A 23,357-nucleotide genomic window follows, 5' to 3' on the forward strand; every position below is an offset into this window, starting at 1 on the left:
GCCGCAGCTCGTCCAGCGCGAGCCGGCGCCGGCGGCGGGCGCCCCGGCGTGAGCGGCCGGGCCGGAGTGGATCCGGGTACCGGAACGGACCTGGCCAGATGAGGTGCGACCTGCGGCTATGAGGCTCGGTTTGCCTTCAGGGGTGGTGAGTGCGTATGGTGGTAGATCGTTTGATCCCATTTGCCCGGCGCCACCACAGAGCGCGCCGTGTGGCGCGTACTCTCCTTTGCCGTGGCGGACCGCATTGAGGCGGTCGTGAGCGAATCACGGAGTTGACGGGCGCGTGCCGAAGAGACTCCGGAAGGTTTCGCATTCGCATGTCCGTGTCCAGTACTGACCAGTTCGTCGTGTCCGAGAACGAGTTCAACGATCTCAACGAGATCGACCAGCTCGACAAGGATCTCACCGACGTGACGACCGAGGTCACCGAGGCCCCCGAGGCCGCTGACACCACCCCCCAGTCCCCCCAGATCACCTTCTCCGACCTCGGCCTGCCCGAGGGCGTCGTGCGCAAGCTCGCGCAGAACGGTGTGACGACCCCCTTCCCGATCCAGGCCGCGACCATCCCGGACGCCCTGGTCGGCAAGGACATCCTCGGCCGTGGCCGCACCGGCTCCGGCAAGACCCTCTCCTTCGGTCTGCCGACCCTGGCCACGCTGGCCGGCGGCCGCACCGAGAAGAAGCGGCCGCGTGCCGTGATCCTCACGCCGACCCGTGAGCTGGCCATGCAGGTGGCCGACGCCCTGCAGCCCTACGGCGACGTCCTCGGCCTGAAGATGAAGGTCGTCTGCGGCGGTACGTCGATGGGCAACCAGATCTACGCCCTGGAGCGCGGTGTCGACATCCTCGTCGCCACGCCCGGCCGTCTGCGCGACATCATCAACCGCGGCGCCTGCTCGCTCGAGGACGTGCAGATCGCCGTCCTGGACGAGGCCGACCAGATGTCCGACCTGGGCTTCCTGCCCGAGGTCACCGAGCTGCTGGACCAGGTCCCGGCGGGCGGCCAGCGCATGCTCTTCTCCGCCACGATGGAGAACGAGATCCAGACCCTCGTCGACCGTTACCTGAACAGCCCCGTCTCCCACGAGGTGGACGCGGCCCAGGGCGCTGTCACGACGATGTCCCACCACATCCTCATCGTGAAGCCCAAGGACAAGGCGCCGGTCACCGCCGCGATCGCCTCCCGCAAGGGCCGCACGATCATCTTCGTCCGCACCCAGCTGGGCGCCGACCGCGTCGCCGAGCAGCTGCGCGACGCCGGCGTGAAGGCCGACGCGCTGCACGGCGGCATGACCCAGGGCGCCCGCACCCGCACGCTGGCCGACTTCAAGGACGGTTACGTCAACGTCCTGGTCGCCACCGACGTCGCCGCCCGCGGTATCCACGTCGACGGCATCGACCTGGTCCTGAACGTGGACCCGGCCGGTGACCACAAGGACTACCTGCACCGCGCCGGCCGTACGGCGCGTGCGGGCCGTACCGGCACGGTCGTATCGCTCTCCCTCCCGCACCAGCGGCGCCAGATCTTCCGCCTGATGGAGGACGCCGGCGTCGACGCGGCCCGCCACATCATCCAGGGCGGTGCCGCCTTCGACCCGGAGGTCGCCGAGATCACCGGCGCCCGCTCCATGACCGAGGTCCAGGCCGAGTCCGCGGGCAACGCCGCCCAGCAGGCCGAGCGCGAGGTCGCCCAGCTCACCAAGCAGCTGGAGCGCGCCCAGCGCCGCGCCGCCGAGCTGCGCGAGGAGGCCGACCGGCTGGTCGGCCGGGTCGCCCGCGAGCGCGGCGAGGACCCGGAGACCGCGGTGGCCGAGGCCCAGGCGACGGCCGCGGAGGAGCTGGCGGTCGCCGAGGCCGCTGCCGCCGCCGAGAAGCGGGCCGAGCGCGAGGAGCGCCCGGCGGCTTCGGCGCCGTACGAGCGCCGGGAGCGGCGGAGCTTCGACCGGGACCGTGACGACCGTGGTGGCCGTGGTTTCGAGCGCCGTGACGAGCGTCGCCCGTTCGACCGCGACCGTGGCTTCGAGCGTCGCGACGACCGTGGCGGCCGTACCTTCGAGCGGCGTGACGACCGGCGCGACGAGCGTGGTGGCCGTGGTTTCGAGCGCCGTGACGAGCGTCGCCCGTTCGACCGCGACCGGGGTGGCGACCGTCCGTTCAACCGCGACCGGCGTGACGACCGCGGCGGTTTCGAGCGGCGTGACGAGCGTGGTGGCCGTGGTTTCGAGCGGCGTGACGAGCGTCGCCCGTTCGACCGCGACCGCAACGACCGCGGTGGCCGTACCTTCGAGCGGCGTGACGACCGCCGTGACGACCGTGGCGGCTTCCGCCGGGACGAGCGCGGCGGCCACCGGGGCAGCGACCGCCCCTTCAACCGCGACCGCCGCGACGACCGCCCGGGCTTCCGGTCTGCCGGCCACGAGCGCCCCTACGGCCGCCGTGACGACCACCGTGGCACCGGCTCCTTCGGCCGCCGCGAGGACAAGCCGCGCTGGAAGCGCAACGGCTGACGCAGCGCTGACGCAGGGTGAGCACTGCCGAGTGATCTGAGAAGGGCCCGTACGACGAGACGTCGTACGGGCCCTTTTTGGCCATAGCGTGACGCATGTCACGCCCCCGGGGAGGGAATTGCTGGGGGCATGACAGATGACGCGAGAGTGAGCGAGGCACATACGCCGTCGGACGAGGAACGGCTGGCCCAGCTCGGCTACACCCAGGTCCTCGCCCGCCGGATGTCGGCGTTCTCGAACTACGCCGTCTCCTTCACGATCATCTCGGTGCTGTCCGGCTGTCTTACGCTGTATCTCTTCGGCATGACCACCGGCGGGCCCGCCGTGATCACCTGGGGCTGGGTGGCGGTGGGCCTGATGACGCTGTTCGTCGGCCTGTCGATGGCCGAGATCTGCTCGGCGTATCCCACCTCGGCCGGCCTGTACTTCTGGGCCCACCGCCTGGCACCGCCCCGCTCGGCGGCGGCCTGGGCCTGGTTCACCGGCTGGTTCAACGTACTTGGCCAGGTGGCGGTGACGGCCGGCATCGACTTCGGCGCGGCGTCCTTCCTGGGCGCCTACCTGAACCTCCAGTTCGACTTCGAGGTGACCCCCGGCCGCACGGTCCTCCTCTTCGCCGCGATCCTGCTCCTGCACGGCCTGCTGAACACCTTCGGCGTGCGTATCGTCGCGTTCCTGAACAACGTGAGCGTGTGGTGGCATGTGCTGGGCGTGGCGGTGATCGTCGGCGCGCTCGCCTTCGTCCCTGGCCACCACCAGTCGGCGACGTTCGTCTTCACGAAGTTCGTGAACGGAACGGGCTGGGGCAGTGGCGCGTACGTCGTCCTCCTGGGCCTCCTGATGGCCCAGTACACCTTCACCGGCTACGACGCCTCCGCCCATATGACCGAGGAGACCCACGACGCGTCCACGGCGGGCCCGAAGGGCATAGTCCGCTCGATCTGGACGTCCTGGATAGCCGGCTTCGTGCTCCTCCTGGGCTTCACGTTCGCCATCCAGTCGTACGACAGGGAACTCGCGTCCCCGACCGGCGCGCCCCCGGCCCAGATCCTCCTGGACGCGCTCGGCGCCACGACCGGCAAACTCCTCCTGCTGGTGGTGATCGGCGCGCAGCTCTTCTGCGGGATGGCGTCGGTGACGGCCAACAGCCGCATGATCTACGCCTTTTCCCGCGACGGCGCGCTGCCCTTCTCCCGCGTCTGGCACACGGTCAGCCCGCGCACCCGCACCCCCGTGGCGGCGGTCTGGCTGGCCGCGCTGGGCGCCCTGGCCCTCGGCCTCCCCTACCTGATCAACTCGACGGCGTACGCGGCGGTGACGTCGATCGCGGTCATCGGCCTGTACATCGCGTACGTCATCCCGACCTTCCTGCGGGTCCGCAAGGGTGCGGCCTTCGCCCCGGGGCCGTGGCACCTGGGCCGCTGCTCGGGCCCGATCGGGGTCGTCTCCGTCGGCTGGGTCGTCCTGATCACGATCCTCTTCATGCTCCCGCAGGTCTCCCCGGTCACCTGGAAGACCTTCAACTACGCCCCCGTCGCCGTCCTGGTCGTCCTGGGCTTCGCCACGACCTGGTGGCTGGCCTCGGCCCGCCACTGGTTCCTCGACGGGGCGCGCGCCGCGACCCCGGAACCGGTCGAAAACTGACCATCCCACCCCCTACTCCCCCTCCGAACCCCGCCCGACGTGGCCGGGTCACCGATACCCGATCGGAGACCCGGCCTCGTCCGGCTATGCTCGGACAGGCAACATCGCCTGGGCCCTTAGCTCAATTGGCAGAGCAGTGGACTTTTAATCCATTGGTTGTGGGTTCGAGTCCCACAGGGCCTACGGATACGGAGGCGGGGTCACCCCCTCTGACCTGCTGTGCGGCGCTCGGGTCGACTTCGGTCGGCTCGGGCGCTGACTCGTTTCGGGGTCTTGCGCGAGCGATGCGTGAGCGGATGTGCTCAGCTCCGGCAGCCGCAGCCCGAAGCGCTCTTGGCTTCCGTGACGGTCAGGGTGGGGCCGGCTGAGGTTTCGGACGGAGTGCAGCAGGCGGTGACGCCGCAGCAGGCGCCGTCCGAGTTCCTTGCCTCGGAGTTCGCGTCCGAGGTGGTGGGCTTGGTGGCGCGGACGATGGCGGAGTGCATGCCGTCCGCGACGGGGTGCGTCGGGGTGATCTCGACGTCCGTGAACCCGGCTGCTTCCAGGCCCGCCCGGTATTCGGAGAAGGACAGCGCGCCGGCGATGCAGCCGACGTAGTCACCGCGCTCGGCACGCTGTTCGGGGGTGAGTGCGTCGTCGGCGACGACGTCCGAGACGCCGATACGGCCGCCGGGCCGGAGGACCCGGAAGGTCTCTGCGAAGACGGCGGGCTTGTCGACGGACAGGTTGATCACGCAGTTGGAGATGACGACGTCGATGGTGTTCGCCGGGAGGGGGATGGCCTCGATGGTGCCCTTCAGGAACTCGACATTCCTGGCGCCTGCCTTCTCGGCGTTGGCCAGGGCCAGGGCGAGCATCTCCTCGGTCATGTCCAGTCCGTACGCCTTGCCGGCCGGGCCGACGCGGCGGGCGGAGAGCAGGACGTCGATGCCGCCGCCGGAGCCGAGGTCGAGGACGCGTTCGCCTTCGCGGAGTTCGGCGACGGCGGTCGGGTTGCCGCAGCCGAGGGAGGCAGCGACCGCCTCGGCGGGCAGCGCGGCGCGTTCGTCGGCGGCGTAGAGGGTGGAGCCGAAGTTCTCGTCCACCTCGACGGGCTGCGGCCCGCAACATGCGGAGCCGCCTTCGGTGACCTTGACGGCTGCGGCGGCATACCGTTCGCGGACGGTTTCACGCAGGTCGGTGGACTGCTCGCTCATGGCTTCACTCCTGGGTGGCGGGGCATGGCGGTGCCCTGGAACGGCTTGTATTGACGTGTGTTGATACAACCTTGCGCGCTGGATCGAAAGACGTCAACATAGAGGCATGTCGAAGCAAGAGCTTGAGGTGGTCGGCCAGAACGCCACCTGCTGCCAGGGCCTGGCCGGCGCGCCGCTGGACGAGGAACGTGCCTCGGAGCTGGCGAAGGTTTTCAAGGCGCTGGGTGATCCGGTCCGGCTGCGGTTGCTGTCGATGATCGCCTCGCGGGAGGGCGGCGAGGTCTGCGTGTGCGAGATGACGCCCGCCTTCGACCTCTCCCAGCCGACGATCTCCCACCACCTCAAGCTGCTGAGGCAGGCCGGCCTGATCGACTGCGAGCGCCGCGGCACCTGGGTGTACTACTGGGTGCTGCCCGGCGCCCTGGACCGGCTCGCCGCCTTCCTGACCACCCCGCGGACCACCGGAGTGCCGGCGTGACGGTGCCCCTCGGCCGCCGCGTCGCCGCCGAGGCGGTGGGGACCGGGTTGCTCGTGGCCGTGGTCGTGGGTTCCGGCATCCAGGCGACCGAGCTGTCGCACGACGTCGGCGTGCAGTTGCTGGCCAATTCACTGGCCACCGTCTTCGGCCTGGGCGTGCTGATCACGCTGCTCGGGCCGGTCTCGGGAGCACACTTCAACCCCGCCGTCACCCTGACGGCCTGGCTCACGGGCCGCCGCGCCGGGACCGGTCCGGCCCTTCGTGAGGTGGCCGCGTACGTTTCCGCGCAGGTGGCCGGAGCGATCGGTGGCGCGGTCCTGGCCGACGCCATGTTCGCAAGGCCCCTGGTCAAGTTCTCCACCCACGACCGCTCCGCCGGCCACCTGTGGCTCGGTGAGGTCGTCGCCACAGCCGGGCTGATCCTGCTGATCTTCGGCCTCGACCGGATCGGCCGCGCCTCGCTCGCCCCGGCGGCGGTGGCCTCCTACATCGGGGCCGCCTACTGGTTCACCTCCTCCACGTCGTTCGCGAACCCGGCGGTGACCATCGGCCGCGCCTTCACCGACACCTTCGCCGGGATCGCCCCCGCCTCGCTCGTCCCGTTCATCGCGGCCCAGTTGGTTGGCGCCGCGCTCGGGCTGGGCGCCGTGGCGATGGTGTACGGACGTCCTGCCCATAGGGCAGACGATGTCGTCGTCCCGCACGGCGAGCCTGAACTCGCCTCCTCCTGACCTCCCTCCGCCCGCAAGGACACCCGCCATGACCACTGCCGCCCCGCGGCCCTCCGTGCTGTTCGTCTGCGTCCACAACGCCGGCCGCTCCCAGATGGGCGCCGCCTTCCTCACCCACCTCGCAGGGGACGCCGTCGAGGCGCGCTCGGCCGGCTCCGCACCTGCCGACGCCGTCAACCCGGCGGTGGTGCAGGCCATGAAGGAGGTCGGCATCGACGTCTCCGCCGAAACGCCGAAGATCCTCACCACCGAGGCCGTACAGTCCTCCGACGTGGTGATCACGATGGGCTGCGGGGACACCTGCCCCGTCTTCCCTGGCAAGCGATACCTGGACTGGCAGCTCGATGACCCGGCGGGCCAGGGTGTGGACGCCGTGCGGCCGATCCGGGACGAGATCGAGCGGCGAGTGCGCGCTCTGCTGGCCGAGTTCGGGATTCCTGCGGCATCGGCCTGAGCCGGCACCAGGGTCGGCTCGACTGCCTGGAGAAGTTCCAAAGCCTGCTCGACTGGGTCGGCTGACGGCCGACCAGCCAGGGCCCGGTCGATACGGAGATCCCAGACCGAGGTTTGGCGCCGTCGATCGGGCGGGGGCTACTCGTGGCCTCTGGACTTCCGGCGGGTCGCTGCGTGGATGGCCTGGGTGTACGGGGTGTCCGCGGCGCGTGTTTCCGGGTCGAGGTCGTTGAAAGGGATCAGGGCCTTGTGGTCGCTGTTCACCGTCTGTATCCAGGCGCACCAGGCGTTGTGGACGTCCTCGTCGGTCACCTGGTCTCCCTTGGCCAGCAGGAGGACGGCGTAGAGGCGGAACAGGTCGTCGGAGTCCGCGGGGGGCTTCGCGTGCGGGGGCAGGCAGGAGCGGATGAGGGCGGCGAGGGAGTCCAGGTAGGTCACACGGACAGTGTGCCCCCGAACAGGATCAGGTGCGCCACGGCGAACACGAGGGGGACGATCCGCTCGGAGGTGCCCAGCTCCGCGTAGCGTGCGCGCCGGCCGGGAAACGGATCCCGCTTGAGTATGTCCCACTCGTCGGCCATGAGCCGAGCGGCGAGGTGGTCCTCCAGCCTGTGGATGACCTGGAACTTCGCGCTGTTCAGGTCTCGGTAGCTGCGTAGTTGCATCCACCATGCGCCGGACAGGGTGATGCCCGCCAGAGCCACGGCGAGCGGCACCCACCAGGGAGACCGCGACAGACTGGGGGAGCCGAAGGCGACCAGGGTCACCAGGGTCGACTGCACCGACAGGAAGAAGGCGTTGGCGGTGCCTCGGCGAGCGGAGACCCGGTCGGCCATCTCCACGGCGAGTTTGTACAGCTCCAGTATCTCCGGCTGTTGGTCCAGTGTGTCCGGCTGCCGGTCCGGCTCAGGGGGCGTCGTCACCGGGCTCCTCCCGTGTGTCGAGCGCGGTCAACTGGTCCATCACGGGCTGGAGTTCGCGCCTGACCAGTCGGCTGAGCGTCCAAGTGCTGGACAGCCGTAGGGTCGTGGGGTCGAAGCGAATGAACTTCGCCGCCCAGTCCGGTCGGAAGACGATCAGTCCCTTGAGGGTGAAGTCCCAACGCAGCCGCTTCTTCCCGCCGTTCAGGAGCACCTCCCAGCGTGGCCGCTCGGGGCGGGCGGGCGGGGGGTAGTCCGGCAGGCCGGGGAGCGGGGGCCACAGACCAGTTGCCGGTGCGCCTGGTTCGGTGTGTGACCGGCGGTCGTACTCCTCCGCGACTGCTTCCCGGAAACGGTCGTACGTCGGGGCATCGCAGTAGGCCAGCAGCAACAGCCGCGTCGGCGGAACCAGGCGCACCGCCTCGGTGAACTCCCACACCGTGCCCGGACCGGGACCCGCCGCCAGCAGCACGGCGTGCGCACCCGCGATCAGCCTGCTCACCTGGGACTGCCAGTCGTTCAGCGGCAGATACCCGCGCGCCGCACCCGGCAGCGGCAGCGCCTCGTCGGGCTGGCCGATCGCGATGACCCGGCCGAACCGCCGGAAGCGGCGTACCAGGGACTCCTCGTATGTCAGCCCCGAGACGAGGAAGAAGTTCTGGGCGTTGCCGCCGCCCTGGATGTCGTCGGGCAGCCCGGACATGAGCGCATCGTGGGAGAACGGGCGCAAGTACAGCAGGTAGCGGGTGCCCGGCAGGCGGTCCAAGGACTCGATGACGTCGGCGATGTGCTGCTTGCCGCGCACCACGGTCTGCCGGCCGATCATGAAGACCGCCACGCCGGCGAAGAAGACCGCCACCGCTCCCAGCAGGCGTAACCACCAGCGGACGTGCGGAACGGACGACCACTGATCGCTCTCCACGCTCTGCCTGAAGAGCGTGAACCCCAGGAAGCCCGACGCCGTGCCCACGATCCGCAGGGTCCATCCGGCGGAGACCAGCACCCGCCCTCTCACCGCCCGCTGCGCACCACCCGGTGACGGGTTCTCGTGCGGCTGAGAGTCCGGGTTGAAGTCATGCTGGAAGAACGGGCTCCCGCTCATACGCGCGGTCCCCGCGCGGACGGGTGCCGGCAGAGAGCCTGGTTCCCCACCTGCGTCCCCCCTGCCGCTCCCGTCGGGCCTCGACCCTTCGGAAGATACGGCAACAGGCGGAGCTTTCGTGGGGAGTTGGCTCCGCCTATGCCTTGTGGTTGCTTGTGGTGCCTTGTGAGCGTCGTGCGATGTCGTCCGCCCACCATGGCCCGAGCACTCGGTCATCCGCACCGGCCCGGACGGCTACCTCTTCGTCTACCTCTTCGGCAGCGAGGGCCTGCGTCTCGACGTCCGCACATCCGCTTCCGTCCGGCCCGCGTGAGCCGCTTGTCGTGAGTGCGGGAACAGGCCGCGGACTCCACGTCCGCGGCCTGTTCCCGTTCACAACGAAGTCACCAGCAGAGCGAGCTAATCGTGTGGGTGTCGCACACGTAGTTGTTGTCGTGCTCCCCGGCGGAAGCGGACGGGGCCGCAACAGCTGTGAGGAGCCCGGCGATGAAGAGGGCAGCGATGTATCGCATGGGATCGGTCCTTTCTGGATCCTCCGGCAAGACACGTGTCTTGGGGGCTTGCGTCCAAGGCTTGCCCAGACGCGCACAGACCGCATATCGAACATACATACCGTCTGTAATCGGACCAGGTTGCCGAGCACCTCTTTCATCCATCTGGGCTTCCGCCCATCCGGACCGGAGGGCGCGCTTCGAACGTCACCGGCCGGCCGTCGCGCGGACCAGCGGCGCCGAGCGGCTTCGGCGGCGGGTCCGGCCGTGGCGGCCGACGGGGGCGACGGCGAACGGCGGCTCTACGACTTGGAGTTCCGCCGCGTGTGTGCGGCGTGCCGGGGTTTGGCCACCTTGGACGAGACCTGGCCGACGATCTCCCAGAAACACACCAGCGCGGTGATCGGCGGAATTCCGAAGATAATCCAGGAAAGCAGTGAGTGCGGTGAGTGGCTGACGCACAGGGCCACTGCCATGGCGGAGGCGCCCAGCACCACACCCCAGGACCTTCGCGCACTGCGATTCTGAACGGTGGCCCGCAGAATGGACAGGGCCGCCACGAGCCACGGCCCATACACCGTCAGGGGCCACCACTCGGCCAATCTCGCCGGCAGTACGGAGCCGGCGGTGGCCCGGAGCTGGGCATAGGAATAAGAGAATGACCAGCCCAACATACAGACGGCGCACACCGAGATGGTCGCGATCAGGATCGTGACGTGAGTTCCCCGGTTGTTGTCGTGCGAGCGGGATTCCGCGCGGAGCCGTTGCCGGGTCCTTCGGTGGCTGGACCGCTCGTGCGGCGGGCTCGGCGGTTCTGGTTCCGCGGCCGACGCGGCGGACAGCATCTGGGCCAGTTCTTCAACTGGATCCCACTGCATCTCGAGCGTGCTGAACTCGGTGTCGCTGAAGAGGTCTTCGTTGTGAGTCCTGTCCATCAGGTAAGTCCTATAGCCCCACCATCGCCTGCAGGTACTCGCTTTCCAGCTGGGTCATTCTTCTCAGGAAGTCGTCGAGAAGATCTGAACATCCGTCAATGAACACCTCACCTTCGTCGCATTCCACGTTAAATGTGATCGGCGAGCGAAGATTCCCGGTCGTGAGCCCCTCAGTTCGTGTCACGACCGCCTAACGAGTCCCTCCGGGGGAGGGGGTGTCGTACATTCGGGTGTTTTCGTTGCCTGAAAGCAGTATCCGAGGGGGGCCGATCGCAGCAATCGGCGAAAATTCTCATAGGCAGGAAATTGCATTCCGTGAATATCGCGGTGTTCGATCAGAGGGGTAGCTGGACCGTCATGATCAGATGGCAGGTCCCGGTGCCCGCGCCGCGGTAGGTGTGCGGGGTGTCGCCGTCGAACGTGGCGGTCTGGCCGGCTTCGAGAGGGTGCTCGGTGCCGTCGACGACCAGGGTCATCCGGCCCGCGGTGACACTGACGGTCTCCACGACCCCGGCCTGGTGGGGGTGGCTGGGGTATTCCTCGTCCGGTTCCAGCCGCCAGCGCCAGACCTCTACCGGGGTCGGGCCCGAGGTCGTCAGCATGAGCCGGGCCTCGCTGCCCCGCTCTCCGGTCCACAGGGGGGCCACGGTGTCGGCGGACACCACGCGGACGCGGCCCTCGGCGGGCCCCTGCATCAGCGCGGACACCGAGATGCCGAGGGTGTCGGCCAGCCGGACGAGCGTGGCCAGGTTGGGGTTGCCCTGGGCCTTCTCCAGGCCCACCAAGGCCCCCTTGCTGACCTGGGCGCGCCGGCTGAGTTCGTCCAGCGACAGACCCGCGCGGACGCGGGCCGCCCGGACGTTGTGCGCGACCGTCCGCAGGGCGGCGGCTGTCTCGGTCACCTGATCACCATCCTCGCGTCTTGATCATGGGGATGCCCATGGAGTGTCCATTGGAATGTACTGCCCGGTCGGTTGGTTGACACCAGGCGGTCGTTCTGTTGTACGATTTGGTCGTTCTGCTGAAGCTTAAGGCCTTAAGGGATGTGCTGTGATCGCTCTGCTGCTGGCCCTCGGCAGCTCACTCGCTTACGGGTGCGCCGACTTCCTCGGCGGCCTGGGCGCCCGGAAGGCCCATGTGCTGCGGACCGTGCTGGTCGCGGCCCCGGCCAGTCTCGTGGTCGAGCTGTTGCTGTGGCCGGTGCTCGGCGCGTCGTTCGACGCTGGTGCGCTCGCCTGGGGTGCCGCGTCCGGTGTCGCCTCGGCCGCCGCGTTCGCCCTGCTGTACCGCACCCTGGCCATCGGCCCGATGAACGTGCTGTCGCCGGTGACCGCGCTGGTGTCCGCGGCGCTGCCTGTCGGGGTCGGGCTGCTGCAGGGCGAGCGGTTGAGCGCCGCCGGGCTGGTCGGGCTGCCGCTCGCACTGGTGGCGGTGGTGTTGGTCAGTGCCGGACACGGCATGGGCGCGGCCCGCCCCTCCCGTACGGCGCTGCTGCTGGCCTTCGGCGCGGGCGCCGCCATCGCCCTGCAGCTGGTCTTCCTGCACCAGGCGCCGTCCGGCAGCGGCGTGGCCCCGCTGATCACGGGCCGGGCCGTCTCGTCGGCCGTCACCCTGGCCGCGGCCGGGCTGCTGCGCCGCGGACTGGGCGCCGAGCGGCCCGCGTACGCGATGTCGGCGGCCGCGGGCGTCCTGGACTCGCTGGCGAACCTGCTGTTCCTGCTCGCCGCCCGCAGCGGGGACCTCACCGTCGTCGCCGTGATCACCGCGCTCTACCCGGCGGGCACGGTCCTGCTCGCCCGTGGCGTGCTCGCCGAACGCATCCACCGCGGCCAGCTGGTCGGCCTGGGCACCGCCGCCGTGGCCGTCAGCCTCCTGGCCCTGACCTGACCCGCCCAAGCCCCCGCACGCAGGAATCGGATACCCGCCATGCCCGCCTTCCGGCTCGCCCCCGCCGTCGCCGACGCCTTCCCCGACACCCTCATCGCCCTGGTCACCGCGACCGGCCTGCGCGGCCGTGAACCCTGGCCGCACACGGCCACCGCTCTGGACGAACTGGAGCAGCAGCTCGCGGACGGCACCTGGCGGCCCGCCGACGAGACCGACCCCCGTATCGAGGCCTGGCATACCGCCTACCGCGCCTTCGGCACCAACCCACGCCGCGTCCGCCCCAGCGTCGACGCACTCGGCCGCCGCCTCGCCAAGAAGGGCACCCTGCCGCGCATCAACCCGGCCGTCGACTCCTACAACGCCGTCTCCGTCCGGCACGGTCTGCCCGCAGGCGCCTTCGACCTGGACCGGGTCACCGGTGACGTCGACATCCGGTACGCGGACGGCACCGAGTCCTTCACCCCGCTCGGCGAGCCGGACACCGTCGAGAATCCCAAGCCCGGCGAGATCATCTACGCCGACACCACCGGTGTCCTGACACGGCACTGGAACCACCGCGACGCCCACCGCACCCGCGTCACCGAGGACTCCACCCACGTCACCTTCGTCCTCGAAACCCTCCACGCCACCCGGGACGGCGACCTCCTCAAGCTCGCGGCCGAGGAGCTGCAGAGCCTCCTCGCCCCGCACGCCGCGCAGACCGCCGTGCACCACCTCGACCCGGACCAGCCCCGGGCCACCGTCTGACCGCGCGCACGATCGCCGCGCCCCTGCCGTCCGCGACCGCGTGCGCCGGGGTGATGGGCCGCTCGGGTCTCCGTCACGAGGCGCGTCAGGTCTCCGTCACGACGGGCATCGGGTCTCCGTCACGAGGCGCGTCAGGTCTCCGTCACGACGGGCGTCAGGTCTCCGTCACGACGGGCGTCAGGTCTCCGTCACGATCCGCTCGACCGCCGCCGTCACCAGTTCGTCCCGCTCCGCCTCGGAGAGCACGTCCGGCAGGGTGAGTTGTTCGACGATCAGCCAGTTCAGGGCAAGGTAGAGCAGCTTGACGGCCGTGGCGTCGCCGGGCAGCCCGGAGGCCTCGTGATAGGCGACGTTGGCGGCGAGATCGGCGCGGACCCGCTCGGTGAGCACCGCGCGCAGCTCCGGGCGGCGGGTCGCCTCCAGCCGGAGTTCCAGCAGTGCGAGGTATCCGGTGCGGAAGGCGGCGACCCGGCCCACGAGTTCACGCATCAGCTCCGCGTACGTCTCCCGGTGGCGGCCGGCGGTCCGGTGGCGGGCGAGCGTGGCCTCGTCGGGCTGGAGCCGCTCGTAGACGCGGGCGCCGGCCTGGGTGAGCAGCTCGTCGCGGCTGGAGAAGTAGTTGGACGCCGTACCGGGAGGCACGGCGGCCGCCCCGTCCACCGCCCGGAAGGTCAGCCCGCGTGCCCCGTCCCGCGCCAGCACCTCGATCGCGGCGTCGACGAGGGCGGCACGCCGTTGGTCGTTGCGTCTCACCATGGAATGTCCGGCTCCGTGTGCAGGCGGTCATCGACAACCACTCCGGTCAGAGTACTCCGCGTGGAGTTGTCAGCTCGGCGGGCTCCGGATCAACAAGACATACGACCGGTCGTACATATTTCTCGAGATGTGGCACGATGACCGGGATGGAAAGCGAACGACACGGTCCGGAGCGCGGCGCGGGGCGGGGAATCCTGGGTGCGGAGGGGCCTGAGGTGACCGATCTGCGGCTGGTGCGCGGTGCGCGCGCCCGGCAGCGGGTCGCGCGGCACGCCGTCGACATCGCCTCGCTGGAGGGGCTCGATGGACTCAGTATCGGACGGCTGGCCGCTGACCTCGGGCTGAGCAAGAGCGGTGTCCAGACGCTGTTCCGGACCAAGGAGAACCTGCAGCTGGCCGCCGCCGAATGCGCGCACCGCGAGTTCGAGCGGGCCGTGGTGCGACCCGCTCGGGCCTTCCCGGCGGGTGCCGCCCGGCTGCGGGCGCTGACCGAGCACTGGATCGCCTACGCGCAGACGCCCCTTTTCGCCGGCGGCTGCTTCTGGTCCGCCAACCTTCCCGCCTACGACAGCCGCCCCGGCGCGGTCCGTGACGCCCTGCTCGCCCACCGCGAGGCATGGCTGAAACTGATCGCCGAACAGCTGGGGCAGGCCGCAGGCGCCGGTGACCCCGCCGCGCCGGACGTGGAGCTGGCCGCGTTCCAGCTGGACGCCGTCTGCAACGCAGCCAACATCGCGATGCGGCTCGGGGACGACGGTGCCGCCCGCAAGGTGCGCCGGGTGGTGGAGGGGTTCCTCCGGGGGGCGCGCTGATCCGTGCGCAACTCCTCCGGCCGAGCTGATGGTCAGCCGGAGGGGCTGAGGCCGTCGCGCCCGTAGGCCCGCAGGAACGCCGCCACGCCGCCCCTGATCAGCCGGTCCGTCTCCGCGGCCGGGAGGGGGTGGACGCCGTAGTTGGTGGACTGGACGATCGTGTGGGTGGTCAGGGCCATGAAGTGGGCGGCGGTCATCGCCGCGTCGCCGTGCACGTCGAGCAGTCCGGCGTCCGCGAGGTGGGTCATCGCCCCGGCGACGGCCCGGCCGACCGGTCCGGGACCGGCCTCGTGCCAGGCCTTGAGGACCTCCGGCGGCACATGGTCGGCCTCGGCGTGGATGTGCCGGACGAGCGCGAAGTGGTTCGGGTAGTCGGCCATGAGGCCGACGAACGCGCAGGCCAGGGCGACCAGATCGCGTTCCAGATCCTCGGCGCGGGGCGGCCGCTCGGGGTCCAACGTGGCCCGCAGACGGACGAGTTGGGCATCGCGGACCTCGTTGGACGTCCAGGTCACCACCGTCTGGAAGAGCTGGGCCTTGCCGCCGGGGAAGTGGTTGTAGAGCGTGCGCGTGGAGACGCCGGCCTCGGCGGCCAGCGCGTCGACCGAGGCGCGCGCATAGCCTTCGCGGCCGAAGAGCGTGCAGGACGCGCTCGCGATCGCCATCTGCTTCTCCAGCTTGCGCGGTGAGACCTCGCATCGCGCCTGCGCCAGCCGGGACTCGTTCGTTTCGCCCACAACCGCCTCCTCGTGACCGGCCACTCTACCTGACTTACAACGGACGTTGTACTTTTTACAACGACCGTTGTACGTTGCTGTTGCGGAAGGCCGCACAGGGCGGCCGACCCGCCAGGAGAAACAGGAGAAGGGGGACACCTGTGTCCGTCACCAGCAAGGAAGTTCTGCCGGCCCATGACGCACCACTGCGCGTCGCCGTCCTCGTCGGCAGCGTCCGGGAAGGCCGGCAGGGCCGGGCCGTCGCCGACTGGTTCCTCGCCGCCGCCGCCACCGACGACGTCCTCGATCTCGACGTCATCGACCTCGCCGGGCTCGACCTCCCGTTGGTGCTGCCCGGCTGGGGCGGCACGCCGAGCCCCGCGGCCGCCGCCGCGCTGCGGGACATCTCGCCGCGGCTCGCCGCCGCCGACGCGTTCGTCGTCGTCACACCCGAGTACAACCACAGCTTCCCGGCGTCCCTGAAGAACTTCATCGACTGGCACTACACGCAGTGGCAGGCCAAGCCGGTCGGCTTCGTGTCGTACGGCGGCCTCGGCGGCGGGCTGCGCGCGGTCGAGCAACTCCGGCTGGTCTTCGCCGAACTGCACGCGACGACCGTGCGCGACTCGGTCAGCCTGCACGGCCCCTGGTCCGGCCTCGGGGAGGACGGCACACCCCGGGACGCGACCGTGTGCGCGGGTGCCGTGAAGGGCATGCTCGGTCAACTCACCTGGTGGGGGCGGGCGTTGCGAGCCGCGCGGGCCGAGCGCCCGTACGCGGGCTGAGGGCGAGGGAGGAGAGGTGGGGGAGATGCGTACGACCGCGTCCGCCGCGGCACCGGGCCGACCGGTACCGAATCCGGTGAATCCAGCGAATCCGGTGAATCCTGTGAATTCGGTGAGTCGGGTGAAACGAGCCACGGTCCTGAACCGCACCCTGGCCGTCACCGTCATCGGCTCGATGATGGCGGTGCTCGACATGACGATCGTCAACGTCGCGATGCGCCGGCTCTCGCAGTCCTTCGGCGCCTCGCTGGAGACCATCCAGTGGACCGCCACCGCGTACACGCTCGCGCTGGCCGCCGTCATCCCGACCGCCGCCTGGGCCATGGCCCGGCTCGGCGCCAGGCGCACCTATCTGACGGCGCTCACCCTCTTCACCCTCGGCTCACTGCTCGCAGCGTGTGCCTGGGACGCGGGCAGCCTCATCGCCTTCCGGGCGGTGCAGGGTCTCGGAGGCGGGCTGCTGCAGCCGGTCGGCATGACGATGGTGATGGGCGCCGCCGACCGCAGCCGCCTCGGCCGTGCGATGGCCGTGGGCGGGCTGCCCCTCCTGGTCGGGCCGGTCGCCGGGCCGGTGCTCGGCGGCTGGCTGGTCGACGCCGCCTCCTGGCACTGGATCTTCCTGGTCAACGTGCCCGTCGGCGCCCTGGCCCTGACGCTCGGACTGCGGCTCCTGCCGCCGGACGCGCCGACGAACGGGACCAGCGCCGAGACCGGTACCGGCACCGCGAGGACCGCCGCCCGGCTGGACCTCCCCGGCCTGCTGATGCTCTCGCCCGGACTCGCCCTGCTCCTGTACGGCCTGGCCCGGGGCGGCGAGCGCGGCGACTTCGGCGCACCCGGCGCCCTCGTGCCGACGCTCGCCGGCGTGGCCCTCGCGGCGGGCTTCGTACGCCGGGCGCTCACCGCGTCCGCACCGCTGCTGGACCTGCGGCTGCTGCGCGACCGCACCTTCGCCGCCGGCATCGGCACGCTCGCGCTGTTCACCTGCGGCTACTTCGGCGCGATGCTGCTCGGCCCGCTCTACTGGCAGCAGGAGCGCGGCCTGAGCGCCATGGCGGCCGGCCTGCTGGGCGCGCCGACGGGTCTGGTCGTCGGTACGACGATGCAGATCGCGGCGCGACGGATCGACAAAGTGGCACCGCGCCGGCTGATCCCGGCCGGGATCGCGGCGGCCGCCCTCGGAATGGCGCTGCTGGCCTGGCAGTCCGGGGTGCCCGGGGTCGCGCCCTGGCGGATGGTGGCCTCGGCGATGGTGCTGGGCGTCGGCGCCGGCGTGGTGCTGATGCCGACGATGACCACCGCGAGCCGGGAGCTGCCCGCGGAACGGCTGGCCGCGGCGAGCACCGCGCTGAGCATCAACTCCCAACTGGGCGCGTCCGTCGGAACGGCCGCCCTGTCGGTGGCACTCGGCGAGACGGGCACGACCCCACCCGGCTTCCGCACCGCATACGCCATCGCGGCGACCTTGCTGGCCTTGGCGACCCTGCCGGCCCTCCGCCTCCCCTCGGGCACCCGCGGCCTCCCATCGGGCACCCGTGACTGAAAGCCCCCATGGCACGCGGACTTACGGCCACTGTCTTAAGGGCGTGGGGGTACCCCCAGCGGCGTCGGCGTCGGTCGCCGACGCTCCCCCACGCTCGACTTCGCTCGCGGAGCCCCATCGCACCCCGCTCACCTGCGCTGATGAGGCGCCGTCGATGTCCTGCGACCTGATCCGCCGGACAGGCCCTGGCCCTTCACGGCCGGGGCTGAACCCCCGACGGCCGAGGCTCAGTCCCCGACACCGGGGCTGAGCCCCACAACCGGGCTGATACCACCTAGGGCATCCCCCAGGGCCGGCTCAGCCCGCGTTCCGTTCCGTAAGTTCCGCCAGCGGCAGGGTGTGCCGGGTCTGCAGGACCTTCGCACGCAGGTAGCGGACGTTGTGGGCCGTGGTGAAGACACCGGTCGGCACCCGGTCCCGTACGACGACGCCCAGCGCACGCAACTGCTCCGCCTTGTCGGGGTTGTTGGACAGCAGGTCCAGCTCCCCGATGCCGAGGGCGGCGAGCATCTGCGCGGCGGCCGTGTAGTCGCGGGCGTCCTCCGGCAGGCCGAGCGCGGCGTTCGCCTCGTAGGTGTCGAGGCCCTGGTCCTGCAGGGCGTAGGCGTCGAGCTTGTTGTAGAGGCCGATGCCGCGGCCCTCCTGGCGGAGGTAGAGCAGGACGCCGCCGCGGTCGGCGATGCGCTCGACCGCCTCGCGCAGCTGGGGACCGCAGTCGCAGCGGGCCGAACCGAAGACGTCGCCGGTCAGGCACTCGGAGTGCAGGCGCACCAGCGGGACGGAGCCCGGGGCCGGGTCACCGAGGACGACCGCGACGTGCTCCTGGCCGTCGCCCAGGCCGTGGAAGGTGACGAGTTCGGCGTCGACGCTGTAGCCGTCGTGGAAACGCAGCGGTACCCGGACGCGGGCGCGCGTCGTGGCGGCGGGGGTGTCGGGCATGCGGGTCCCTCCGGAAGCGGCTGCTGCTTCAGATTTGAAGCAGCGGTTTCGAAGGGGACCCTACCTCATGTTTCAAACTTAAAGCAATTGTTTTCCGGGTGTCGGGTGTGACTTTCGGATACCGGATGTGGCTCAAGAGGCAGGCGTGTGTGACTTAGGAGGCACAGGAGGCGGGCGGGTGTGGCTCAGGAGCCGGAACAGGACGACCGGCGCCGCCAGGGAACGTCGTCCGTCCCGGCCTCGCTCCCGCCCTGCAATCCGCGCGCTACCCCCGTGAAGATCTCCTCCAGCTGCCCCACCTGCTCCGGCGTGAGCCGGTCGAACAGGGTGGCGCGCACGACCGCGACGTGCCCGGGCGCCGTACGCTCCAGCACGGCCATCCCCTCGTCCGTCAGCACGGCGATGCTGCTGCGCTTGTCCCAGCGGCAGTCCTCCCTGCGCACCAGCCCGTCCCGCTCCAGGCGGGTCACCGCATAAGTCAGCCGACTGCGCGTGATCTTCAGCGTCTCGGCGAGATCGGTCATGCGCAGCCGCCGGTCGGGCGCCTCGGAGAGGTTGGCCAGCACCGAGTAGAACAGGTGGGGCATGCCGGCGTCCTGTTGGAGCTGCCGGTCCATCGCGTCCTCCAGGAGGTGGGTCGCGGCCATGTACGCGCGCCACGCGCGCTGCTCCTCGGGGCTGAGCCAGCGGGTCGTCATGCCGACAGTGTAGGTTTGTTTCAAACTTGAACCAAGAGTGACTTCGCAGGGAGACCGCGCCGATGTCGTATCCGTACGTGCTGCTGTCCGCCGCCGTCTCCCTCGACGGCTACCTGGACGACACCGGTCCCGAACGGCTTCTGCTGTCCAGCCCGGCCGACTTCGACCGGGTCGACGCGGTACGGGCCTCCGTCGACGCCATCCTGATCGGAGCCGGCACGATCCGGGCCGACAACCCGCGGCTGCTGGTCAACTCCGCCGAGCGCCGCGCGGCCCGCGTCCGGGAGGGCCGGCCGGAGTACCCGCTGAAGGTGACCGTCACAGCCACCGGCGACCTCGACCCCGGTGCGAAGTTCTGGCACACCGGCGGCGACAAGCTCGTCTACACGACCGACAAGGGCGCCGAGCGGGCCACCCACCGCCTCGGCGGCGCCGTCGACGTCGTCCCGCTCGGCTCCGACCTCGACTGGCGCGCCCTGCTGTCCCACCTGCACGACGTGCGCGGCGTACGGCGGCTGATGGTCGAGGGCGGCGGCACGGTCCACACCCAGCTGCTGCGCCAGGGCCTCGCCGACGAGCTGCAGCTGGTCGTCGCCCCGCTGTTCGTCGGCGACCCGGCCGCGCCCCGCCTCTTCGGCCCGGGCGGCTACCAGCCCGGCCGGCTGCGGCTGACCGAGGCCCGACGGATCGAGGACGTGGTCCTCATGCGCTACGAGCCCACGGCCCCCGGCACCGGCCCGTTCCCCGCCGCCGCCGACCGTCACTGGCTGCGCACCGCCTGCGAACTCGCCGCGCTGTGCCCGCCCTCGCCCACGGCGTTCAGCGTGGGTGCGGTGGTGGTCGCCGCCGACGGTACGGAGCTGGCCCGCGCCCACTCGCGCGAGGGGGACGACCCCGTGGTCCACGCGGAGGAGGCCGCGCTCGCGAAGATCGACCCGGCGGACCCTCGGCTGCCTGCCGCCACCGTCTACAGCAGCCTGGAGCCGTGCGCCCGGCGTGCCTCCCGCCCCGCGCCGTGCTCCGAGCTGATCCTCCGGGCCGGGGTACGGCGGGTGGTCACTGCCTGGCAGGAGCCGGACACGTTCGTGGCGGGCGCCGACGGTAGGGGGATTCTGGTGAAGGGCGGCGCCGAGGTGGTCGTACTGCCGGAGTACGAGGACCAGGCCAAGGCGCCGAACAGGCACCTGCTGGGGTGATCCGCCCGGAAAGCCTTCAGGACCGGTGAAGACACTCAGCGCCGGTGGAAAGACTCAGGGCCCGGAAACCAATGGTTTCCGGGCCCTGAGTCTTCAGTAGCGGGGACAGGATTTGAACCTGCGACCTCTGGGTTATGAGCCCAGCGAGCTACCGAGCTGCTCCACCCCGCGTCGTTGTGTTCACCAGTGTACGCCATGCGCAGCACCGCATGCACACGGGTTGACCAGGGGCGCGGACCGGCGTCATCCGCCCGGGCCAAGAAGCTCGCCCCGTTCACTTACGGTGACCGGACGACCGCCCTCCGCATAACGCCTGAGACACCATCAAAAACTCCGACACTCCTGAACGATGGTCAACTCGACCGATTTGCAGCGTTCCTGACCGGTAAGTCCCCGTCGGAAAGCGCGAATGATCATGCCGAACGGCTTGGAAAGTGACTCTGGGGTCTATTAACGTTCGATAACGCAGCGCGGTCGTCCCAGCCGTCACAAGAGGCGGCTCCGTGCGCACGCGCCGAATCCCGCAAGGGAACCGGGGAACCACCACCTTGGGGTGAATCACGCGGATACTGACGTGAACTCGTCGAGTCCACGCCCGGTATACGCGCGTAGGAGACCTTCCTGCTCCGAACCCGTCAGCTAACCCGGTAGGCGGAGGAAGGAAAGGAGCACGCCCGAGTGGCGTCCAACCGGCCTGCCCCAGAAGCCCCGTTCGTGCCCGCGCAACCCGAGCCGGAGACCTTCGGCTACGGCTCCTACCGCGGCGAGGAGGGCCCCTGGGAGGAGTGGAACCCCACCGAGGAATCCCTCACCACCGTCCGCGGCCGGCACCGTGTCGCCAAGCAGCGCGGCGGATTCGCGCGCAGCTCCACCGTCCTCGGCGTCGGCGTGATGGCCGCCGTCGGCGCGGGCGGCATGGCCAGCGCCAACACCGGCAAGCCGCCGGTCTCCATATCCCTGCCGGACTCCGTCACCCACTTCTTCGGCGACGACTCCTCCCACCAGGCCACCGCCACCGGGCTCAGCAAGGTCGGCGTGACCTCCGAGAGCGCCGACAGCGGTGACGCCGGCGAGGCGCTGCGCAACCGGATCATGGCCCAGGCCGAGCAGCAGCAGAGCAAGGCCGACAGCAAGGCCACCGCCGCCGCGCTCGCCGCCGCCGAGAAGCAGACCGCCGCCGCCGCGGCCAAGGCGGAGAAGGAGGCCGCCGCCAAGGCCGCCGACGCCCAGGCGAAGGCGGAGGCCGACGCCAAGAAGGCGGCCGAGGCCAAGCGGCTGGCCGAGCTGGCCAAGCAGTACACCCTGCCCGTCGTCTCGTACACGATCACCGGCACCTTCGGCCAGCCCGGCGCGATGTGGTCCTCCGGCTACCACACCGGCCTCGACTTCGCCGCCCCCACCGGCACCCTCATCAAGGCCATCCACGGCGGCACGATCACCGAGGCGGGCTGGGCCGGCGCCTACGGCTACCGCACCGTCCTGACCCTGGACGACGGCACCGAGCTGTGGTTCTGCCACCAGTCCTCGATCAACGTCTCGGTCGGCCAGAAGGTCTCCACCGGCGATGTCATCGGGCGCATCGGCGCCACCGGCAATGTCACCGGCCCGCACCTCCACCTGGAGGTCCACCCGAACGGCCAGGCATCCGCCATCGACCCGGCGCCGTGGCTGCGGGACAAGGGCCTCAACCCCTGAGCATGGCATTCGTGTGAACGCGACGCCGGCGGCGGAATGAGATCATCCACCGCCGGCGTTCATGCTGAGCATGACGTCTTTGCGCACACTCGGCTCTTCCGACATCGAGGTCTTCCCGCTCTCCCTCGGCGGCAACGTCTTCGGCTGGACCGCCGACGAGGAGACCTCCTTCGCCGTCCTCGACGCCTACGCGGCGGCGGGCGGCAACTTCATCGACACCGCCGACGCCTACTCCGCCTGGATCGAGGGCAACAAGGGCGGCGAGTCCGAGACGATCATCGGCAAGTGGGTCAAGGCCCGCGGCAACCGTGACAACGTCGTCATCGCCACCAAGGTCAGCCAGCACCCCGAGTACCAGGGCCTGTCCGCCGCCAACATCAAGGCCGCCGCCGACGCCTCCCTGCGCCGCCTGGACACCGACTACATCGACCTCTACTACACCCACTTCGACAAGCCCGAGGTCCCGGTCGAGGAGATCATCGGCGCCCTCGACGAGCTGGTGAAGGCGGGCAAGGTCCGGCACATCGCCGCCTCCAACATCACCCCCGAGCGCCTCAAGGCCTCCCTCGACTTCTCCGACCGCGAGGGCCTGGCCCGCTATGTCGCCCTCCAGCCCCACTACAACCTGGTCTCCCGCGACACCTACGAGGGCCCGCTGCAGGACCTGGCCGCCAAGGAGGGTCTGTCCGCGGTCCCGTACTTCTCCCTCGCCGCGGGCTTCCTGACCGGCAAGTACCGCCCCGGCACCACGGTCGACAGCGCCCGCGCGGGCCGGGCCCAGCAGTACGCGGACTCCGAGCGCGGCCAGAAGGTCCTCACGGCCCTGGACGAGATCGCCGCCGCGCATGAGGTCCCCGTCGCCACGGTCGCCCTCGCCTGGCTCGGCGCCCAGCCGACCATCACCGCCCCGATCGCCTCGGCCCGCACGGTGGAGCAGCTCCCGGCGCTGCTGGGGGCGGCGGACCTGAAGCTGACGGACGAGGAAGTGGCGAGCCTGACGGAGGCGTCGGCCTAGCTCGCTCTCCGCCGCTATGACCTTCCTGCCGCTATGACCTTCCTGGCGCGGTAACTTTTCCGCCGCAACGGCGATCAGCCACGACGGGGCAATCCGGCGATGCCAGACTCT

24 protein-coding genes, 2 tRNA genes and 1 riboswitch are annotated in these 23,357 nt (G+C 70.5%); of the genes, 14 read left to right on the forward strand and 12 right to left on the reverse strand.

The window, feature by feature from the left end; all coding sequences use genetic code 11:
• The first annotated feature begins 317 nt into the window (after positions 1–317).
• From M878_RS71005 to M878_RS71015, 3 genes are all read left to right on the forward strand, one after another.
• Positions 318–2,507, forward strand: a complete 2,190-nt coding sequence (locus tag M878_RS71005; RefSeq protein WP_023548972.1) for a DEAD/DEAH box helicase — start codon at positions 318–320, stop codon at positions 2,505–2,507.
• Between the two features lie 129 nt (positions 2,508–2,636).
• Complete coding sequence (locus tag M878_RS71010) at positions 2,637–4,151, forward strand: amino acid permease (RefSeq protein WP_031225420.1); 1,515 nt, start codon at positions 2,637–2,639, stop codon at positions 4,149–4,151.
• Between the two features lie 110 nt (positions 4,152–4,261).
• Positions 4,262–4,334: transfer RNA gene (locus M878_RS71015), tRNA-Lys, on the forward strand.
• A gap of 119 nt (positions 4,335–4,453) precedes the next feature.
• Here the strand turns inward: M878_RS71015 and arsM are convergent.
• The gene (gene arsM / locus M878_RS71020; RefSeq protein ID WP_023548976.1) at positions 4,454–5,347 is read right to left on the reverse strand and encodes an arsenite methyltransferase; all 894 of its coding nucleotides are present in this window, start codon (positions 5,345–5,347) and stop codon (positions 4,454–4,456) included.
• Positions 5,348–5,453: 106 nt separating this feature from the next.
• Between arsM and M878_RS71025 the strand changes: the two genes are divergently transcribed.
• Genes M878_RS71025 through M878_RS71035 form a run of 3 tightly spaced genes read left to right on the forward strand, consistent with a single transcriptional unit; the run spans position 5,454 to position 7,010 of the window.
• Positions 5,454–5,825 (forward strand): ArsR/SmtB family transcription factor, encoded by a 372-nt coding sequence (locus M878_RS71025; RefSeq protein ID WP_023548978.1) that lies wholly within the window; start codon positions 5,454–5,456, stop codon positions 5,823–5,825.
• The gene (locus M878_RS71030; protein ID WP_023548980.1) at positions 5,822–6,556 is read left to right on the forward strand and encodes an aquaporin; all 735 of its coding nucleotides are present in this window, start codon (positions 5,822–5,824) and stop codon (positions 6,554–6,556) included. Before M878_RS71025 ends, M878_RS71030 begins: the two co-directional genes overlap by 4 nt.
• A gap of 28 nt (positions 6,557–6,584) precedes the next feature.
• Entirely contained in the window at positions 6,585–7,010 is a 426-nt protein-coding gene (locus M878_RS71035; protein ID WP_023548982.1) for an arsenate reductase ArsC, read from the forward strand.
• A gap of 137 nt (positions 7,011–7,147) precedes the next feature.
• Here M878_RS71035 and M878_RS71040 read toward each other — a convergent pair whose 3' ends face one another.
• From M878_RS71040 to M878_RS71055, 6 genes are all read right to left on the reverse strand, one after another.
• Positions 7,148–7,447, reverse strand: coding sequence for a DUF7701 domain-containing protein (locus M878_RS71040; RefSeq protein ID WP_023548984.1), 300 nt, complete (start codon positions 7,445–7,447; stop codon positions 7,148–7,150).
• A complete protein-coding gene (locus M878_RS71045; RefSeq protein WP_023548986.1) occupies positions 7,444–7,932 on the reverse strand; it encodes a RipA family octameric membrane protein in 489 nt (162 codons plus the stop codon). Before M878_RS71045 ends, M878_RS71040 begins: the two co-directional genes overlap by 4 nt.
• A complete protein-coding gene (locus M878_RS71050; protein WP_158692725.1) occupies positions 7,916–9,031 on the reverse strand; it encodes a hypothetical protein in 1,116 nt (371 codons plus the stop codon). Before M878_RS71050 ends, M878_RS71045 begins: the two co-directional genes overlap by 17 nt.
• Positions 9,032–9,414: 383 nt before the next feature.
• On the reverse strand, positions 9,415–9,543 hold the full coding sequence (locus M878_RS000000101060; RefSeq protein WP_023548989.1) for a hypothetical protein: 129 nt from the start codon (positions 9,541–9,543) through the stop codon (positions 9,415–9,417).
• A 281-nt stretch (positions 9,544–9,824) separates the two neighbouring features.
• Complete coding sequence (locus M878_RS92310) at positions 9,825–10,457, reverse strand: DUF2637 domain-containing protein (RefSeq protein ID WP_023548991.1); 633 nt, start codon at positions 10,455–10,457, stop codon at positions 9,825–9,827.
• A gap of 335 nt (positions 10,458–10,792) precedes the next feature.
• Positions 10,793–11,359 carry a helix-turn-helix domain-containing protein gene (locus M878_RS71055; protein ID WP_023548995.1) on the reverse strand — a complete coding sequence of 189 codons (567 nt, stop codon included), beginning with the start codon at positions 11,357–11,359 and terminating at the stop codon, positions 10,793–10,795.
• A gap of 148 nt (positions 11,360–11,507) precedes the next feature.
• Between M878_RS71055 and M878_RS71060 the strand changes: the two genes are divergently transcribed.
• Together M878_RS71060 and M878_RS71065 are read left to right on the forward strand one after the other, a co-directional pair.
• Positions 11,508–12,344: an EamA family transporter gene (locus M878_RS71060; protein ID WP_023548997.1), complete on the forward strand. Its 837-nt coding sequence runs from the start codon at positions 11,508–11,510 to the stop codon at positions 12,342–12,344.
• A 39-nt stretch (positions 12,345–12,383) separates the two neighbouring features.
• A complete protein-coding gene (locus tag M878_RS71065) occupies positions 12,384–13,091 on the forward strand; it encodes a B3/B4 domain-containing protein (RefSeq protein ID WP_023548999.1) in 708 nt (235 codons plus the stop codon).
• A 177-nt stretch (positions 13,092–13,268) separates the two neighbouring features.
• Here the strand turns inward: M878_RS71065 and M878_RS71070 are convergent, their stop codons facing one another.
• Positions 13,269–13,847, reverse strand: a complete 579-nt coding sequence (locus M878_RS71070) for a TetR/AcrR family transcriptional regulator (protein ID WP_023549001.1) — start codon at positions 13,845–13,847, stop codon at positions 13,269–13,271.
• Positions 13,848–13,993: 146 nt separating this feature from the next.
• Here M878_RS71070 and M878_RS71075 point away from each other — a divergent pair, with 146 nt between their 5' ends.
• The gene (locus M878_RS71075) at positions 13,994–14,659 is read left to right on the forward strand and encodes a TetR/AcrR family transcriptional regulator (protein ID WP_051430108.1); all 666 of its coding nucleotides are present in this window, start codon (positions 13,994–13,996) and stop codon (positions 14,657–14,659) included.
• A gap of 32 nt (positions 14,660–14,691) precedes the next feature.
• Here M878_RS71075 and M878_RS71080 read toward each other — a convergent pair whose 3' ends face one another.
• On the reverse strand, positions 14,692–15,396 hold the full coding sequence (locus tag M878_RS71080; protein WP_023549005.1) for a TetR/AcrR family transcriptional regulator: 705 nt from the start codon (positions 15,394–15,396) through the stop codon (positions 14,692–14,694).
• A 140-nt stretch (positions 15,397–15,536) separates the two neighbouring features.
• On the opposite strand from M878_RS71080, the gene M878_RS71085 reads away from it, so the two are divergent.
• Complete coding sequence (locus tag M878_RS71085; RefSeq protein ID WP_023549007.1) at positions 15,537–16,160, forward strand: NADPH-dependent FMN reductase; 624 nt, start codon at positions 15,537–15,539, stop codon at positions 16,158–16,160.
• 121 nt (positions 16,161–16,281) lie between these two features.
• Entirely contained in the window at positions 16,282–17,703 is a 1,422-nt protein-coding gene (locus tag M878_RS71090; RefSeq protein ID WP_023549009.1) for a DHA2 family efflux MFS transporter permease subunit, read from the forward strand.
• A gap of 297 nt (positions 17,704–18,000) precedes the next feature.
• Here M878_RS71090 and M878_RS71095 read toward each other — a convergent pair whose 3' ends face one another.
• Together M878_RS71095 and M878_RS71100 are read right to left on the reverse strand one after the other, a co-directional pair.
• Complete coding sequence (locus tag M878_RS71095; protein WP_023549011.1) at positions 18,001–18,642, reverse strand: GTP cyclohydrolase II; 642 nt, start codon at positions 18,640–18,642, stop codon at positions 18,001–18,003.
• A 185-nt stretch (positions 18,643–18,827) separates the two neighbouring features.
• Positions 18,828–19,340 carry a MarR family winged helix-turn-helix transcriptional regulator gene (locus M878_RS71100; protein WP_023549013.1) on the reverse strand — a complete coding sequence of 171 codons (513 nt, stop codon included), beginning with the start codon at positions 19,338–19,340 and terminating at the stop codon, positions 18,828–18,830.
• Positions 19,341–19,402: 62 nt separating this feature from the next.
• On the opposite strand from M878_RS71100, the gene M878_RS71105 reads away from it, so the two are divergent.
• Positions 19,403–20,536, forward strand: a complete 1,134-nt coding sequence (locus M878_RS71105; RefSeq protein ID WP_023549015.1) for a dihydrofolate reductase family protein — start codon at positions 19,403–19,405, stop codon at positions 20,534–20,536.
• Positions 20,537–20,633: 97 nt separating this feature from the next.
• Here the strand turns inward: M878_RS71105 and M878_RS71110 are convergent.
• Positions 20,634–20,707, reverse strand: a tRNA-Met gene (locus M878_RS71110).
• Between the two features lie 331 nt (positions 20,708–21,038).
• Positions 21,039–21,205: riboswitch (cyclic di-AMP (ydaO/yuaA leader) on the forward strand.
• Positions 21,206–21,214: 9 nt separating this feature from the next.
• Between M878_RS71110 and M878_RS71115 the strand changes: the two genes are divergently transcribed.
• Both M878_RS71115 and M878_RS71120 read left to right on the forward strand, forming a co-directional pair.
• Positions 21,215–22,231, forward strand: coding sequence for a M23 family metallopeptidase (locus M878_RS71115; protein ID WP_023549017.1), 1,017 nt, complete (start codon positions 21,215–21,217; stop codon positions 22,229–22,231).
• 70 nt (positions 22,232–22,301) lie between these two features.
• Positions 22,302–23,246 carry an aldo/keto reductase gene (locus tag M878_RS71120; protein ID WP_031225429.1) on the forward strand — a complete coding sequence of 315 codons (945 nt, stop codon included), beginning with the start codon at positions 22,302–22,304 and terminating at the stop codon, positions 23,244–23,246.
• Positions 23,247–23,357 lie beyond the last annotated feature (111 nt).

The organism is Streptomyces roseochromogenus subsp. oscitans DS 12.976 (assembly GCF_000497445.1).
Lineage (GTDB): Bacteria > Actinomycetota > Actinomycetes > Streptomycetales > Streptomycetaceae > Streptomyces > Streptomyces oscitans.